The organism is Micromonospora tarensis, from assembly GCF_016803395.1.
Lineage (GTDB): Bacteria > Actinomycetota > Actinomycetes > Mycobacteriales > Micromonosporaceae > Micromonospora > Micromonospora tarensis.
The window spans coordinates 1-3,565 of record NZ_JAEVHL010000399.1 but is presented as its reverse complement, the minus strand read 5'-3'; the positions used below and the strand labels follow the sequence as shown (position 1 = coordinate 3,565).

The 3,565-nt window shown below is 71.2% G+C and carries 4 protein-coding genes; all 4 read left to right on the top strand.

Translation table 11 applies throughout. The annotated features are described in order from the left end of the window. Positions 1-108 precede the first annotated feature (108 nt). On the top strand, positions 109-1,383 hold the full coding sequence (locus JM949_RS34595) for a multicopper oxidase family protein (RefSeq protein WP_309232450.1): 1,275 nt from the start codon (positions 109-111) through the stop codon (positions 1,381-1,383). Positions 1,384-1,423: 40 nt separating this feature from the next. After that, positions 1,424-1,852, top strand: a complete 429-nt coding sequence (locus JM949_RS34590) for an OsmC family protein (RefSeq protein ID WP_203152254.1) — start codon at positions 1,424-1,426, stop codon at positions 1,850-1,852. A gap of 58 nt (positions 1,853-1,910) precedes the next feature. Beyond that, positions 1,911-2,996: a hypothetical protein gene (locus tag JM949_RS34585; protein ID WP_203152253.1), complete on the top strand. Its 1,086-nt coding sequence runs from the start codon at positions 1,911-1,913 to the stop codon at positions 2,994-2,996. Positions 2,997-3,124: 128 nt separating this feature from the next. After that, positions 3,125-3,565: cellulose-binding domain-containing protein (locus JM949_RS34580; protein WP_203152252.1), on the top strand; the 441-nt coding region annotated here is incomplete at its 3' end.

Genomic DNA, 3,565 nt, shown 5'->3' with positions numbered 1-3,565 from the left:
ACGGGCACGGCTATCCGGCGGACCGGATCGCCGATGAGCCCACCCGGCGGTTCACCCTCACCGCCGCGACCGCCACGGTGCGCGTGAGCGGCCGGGACGGTGTCCCGGGTGGCTCTCGTGGTCGCGGTCGCGGCGTTGCTGACCGGAACCGGGCTGACCGCCGCCCCGGGTGCCGCGCCGCGGATGGCGCACGGGCACGGCTATCCGGCGGACCGGATCGCCGATGAGCCCACCCGGCGGTTCACCCTCACCGCCGCGACCGCCACGGTGCGCGTGAGCGGCCGGGACGTCGCGGCCTGGGCGTTCAACGGGCAGGTGCCGGGGCCGGAGTTGACCGCCACCGTCGGCGACGTCGTGCAGGTGACGCTGCGCAACCAGGACATCGGGCGGGGCGTCACCCTGCACTGGCACGGGTACGACGTGCCGAACGGTCAGGACGGGGTGCCCGGGGTGACGCAGGCGGCGGTGCTGCCCGGCGAGGAGTTCGACTACCGGTTCCGGGCCGATCAGGCCGGGACGTACTGGTATCACACGCACTCGGTGTCCGACGTCGGCGTGCGGATGGGACTCTACGGCGTCCTGGTGGTGCGCCCGGGGCCGGTGACCGGTCTCGACGTCACAGTGCCGGTGCACACCCTGGCCGGTCTCGCGCTGCCCGCGCCCAGGACGGAGCCTGTCGCGGCCGGCACGCCGGTTCGGATGCGTCTGATCAACACCGACAGCACGACGCACCGGTACGCCCTCGCCGGGACCGCGTTCCGGGTCGCCGCGATCGACGGCTCCGACCTGCGCGGCCCGACGTCGCTGGTGGACACCGCCGTGCTGATCCCGGCCGGCGGCCGCTACGACCTGGTGTTCGAGGCGCCGGCCACGCCGGTGGCGCTGTTAGTGGACGGACGGGCGGTCTTCTCGACCGGACCGGTGTCGACGGCGACCGGCGGCTGGCCCGTGCTGGATCCGCTGCGCTACGGCGCGGCCGCCGCGGCGCCCTGGTCCCGGTACGACCGGACGTTCACTCTCGTTCTCGACCGTGGGCTCGACCTGCGCGGGTTGCTTCCACGGTATGCCCACACCGTCAACGGCGCGGCCGCCCCGGACATCCCGTCGCAGGTGGTCCACCGCAACGAGGTGGTTCGCTTCCGGATCGTCAACCGGTCGCAGGTCGTGCACCCCTGGCACCTGCACGGCCACCACGTCCTGGTGCTGTCCCGCGACGGCGAGCCGGCAACCGGAAGCCCGCTGTGGTTGGACTCGTTCGACGTCCGTCCGGGGGAGGTGTGGGTGGTGGCGTTCCGGGCCGACAACCCCGGCGTGTGGGCGAACCACTGCCACAATCTGGCGCACGCCGATGCCGGGATGACGCTGCACCTGATGTACTCGTGACCGTCACCGTCGACAGGTGGCGTCCGGGTAGGTTGCTGTCATGAGTGACGACACCTTCCGCTCGGTGGAGATCGAGCGCACCAGCCTGGGCAACTACGTCGTGCGCAATGTCCGGGGTGGGTCGGTGACCGTGGGCACGGGCGACGACGCCAGCTTCACGCCGGTGGAGTTGCTGCTGGCCGCGATCGGTGGCTGCACCGCTGTCGACGTGGACCACATCACCAGTCGTCGCGCCGAGCCGACCCGGTTCGCCGTCCAGGTCACCGGCGACAAGATCCGGGACGAGGCCGGCGGGAACCGGATGCGCAACCTGAGGGTCGAGTTCGCCGTGACGTTCCCGGAGGGGGCGGAGGGCGACAAGGCGCGTGAAGCGCTGCCCCGGTCGCTCCAGCAGTCGCACGATCGGTTGTGCACCGTGTCCCGTACCGTCGAACTCGGCACCCCCGTCTCGATCTCCGCCGGGGACTGATCTCCGCTGAGCATGGCTACTCAGGTCCGGCGTGATCCGCCTGTGCGAGGGTGGCGGAATGCGTCGACTACTGGTGCCGCTGCTGATCGTCCTCTCCGCCGCCGTGGCGTGCGCCTCGCCGAACGCTCGGCCAGAAAGCTCGGAGGGGACGGTCGCGGAGCCGGCGCCCACCGCGCTGCTCGCCGACGGCAGCGTGCCGTGGGCCGACCTGAGGATCACGGCGGAGGACCTCAACGGCCGTCCGGCCGAGCCGAGGGTTCCTGCCGCCGGAAGTGCGCCGTGCCGCGCCCGGCAGCTGTCCGGCCAGCTCGACCGCTGGACGCGGCCGGGAACCGGCGGTGAGACCCCTCGGGGTTTCGACGCCAGGATCGGCAAGCTCATCGGGCAGGTGGACGTGCGGAACGCGTCCAGCACCGAGTGCACCCTGCGGGGCGAGGTGCCCACGACCATGCTCGCCGGCGGCCGCGAGATCCCCATGCTCTACACGCACGGCATCGACGACGAGGGGCGCAACCGGGTGGTCGCGTTGCCGGCCGGTGGCCACGCCAGCCTGCGCCTGGACTGGTCCGGGCCGTTCTGTCAGGCGATCAAGGAGCCGTTGGAGCTGGCGATCGAGGTGCCGGACGGCGGTGGCACGTTGCGGGCACCGGTCACCGCCGACGACCGTCCGGGCTGCCCGCAGGGGGAGGGGGTCAATCCCCGCGCGCGAGGGACGCTGTCCGCGAGCGGATTCACCGAGCCGGTGGTGGTGTCGACGCCCCGGTCCTCGCCGCTGGAACAGCTCACCGTCGCGGTGCAGGGGCCGCCGAGCGCCGGGGCCGGCTCGCCGGTCAGCTTCCGGGTGACGCTCGGCAACCCAACCGACCGTCCCCTCGCGTTGGACCCCTGTCCGGGTTATCTGATGGAACGCTTCTCGCTCGGCGACGCGACCAACGAGGCGGTGAACGAATCCCAGCTGTACCGGTTGAACTGCGGTCCGCTCACCCGGATCCCCGCTGGCGGCGCGGCCGTTTTCGAGATGGTGGTCGAGGTGCCGGCCTCGATGCGTGCCGGGCGCGAGCTGACCGTTACCTGGAAGCTTTATCTGCCGGACTACGCGCAGCGGGGTAACCAGTTGGGGGTCTTTCCGGTAAAGGTCGCCTGAGCGCACCGCTTGAGGGCATGGGAGCGCTCCCGTAGCATGTCGGACGCGGCCTGTTAACGCTCACAAGCAGCCATGAGGCAGCGACCACCACCAATGCATGGGCCGCCGTCCCCTCAGGAGGGTGTTACATGACCAGATCCAGAGCCACCAATGTCGGCCTGGTGTCGGCGGGCTTCGCGTTGCTGGTGTCGTCGACGGTCGTCGCGGCGTTGCCGGCCGGTGCGGCCGCCGAGGGTTGTTCGGTGACCTATGCGGTGTCGTCGCAGTGGCAGGGCGGCTTCGGCGCCAACGTGTCGATCACGAACCTGGGTGACCCGTTGAGCAGTTGGACGTTGACGTGGTCCTACGGCGCCGGGCAGACGGTGACGCAGGCCTGGAACACGACGTTGACGCAGAGTGGTGCGACGGTGACGGCACGCAACGTGAGCTACAACGGTGCGATCCCGACCAGCGGCAGCGTGTCGTTCGGCTTCAACGGGTCGTGGACGGGAAGCAACCCCGCGCCGACCACCTTCGCCCTGAACGGTGTGACGTGTACCGGTGGCACGACGACTCCGCCGCCCACCGAC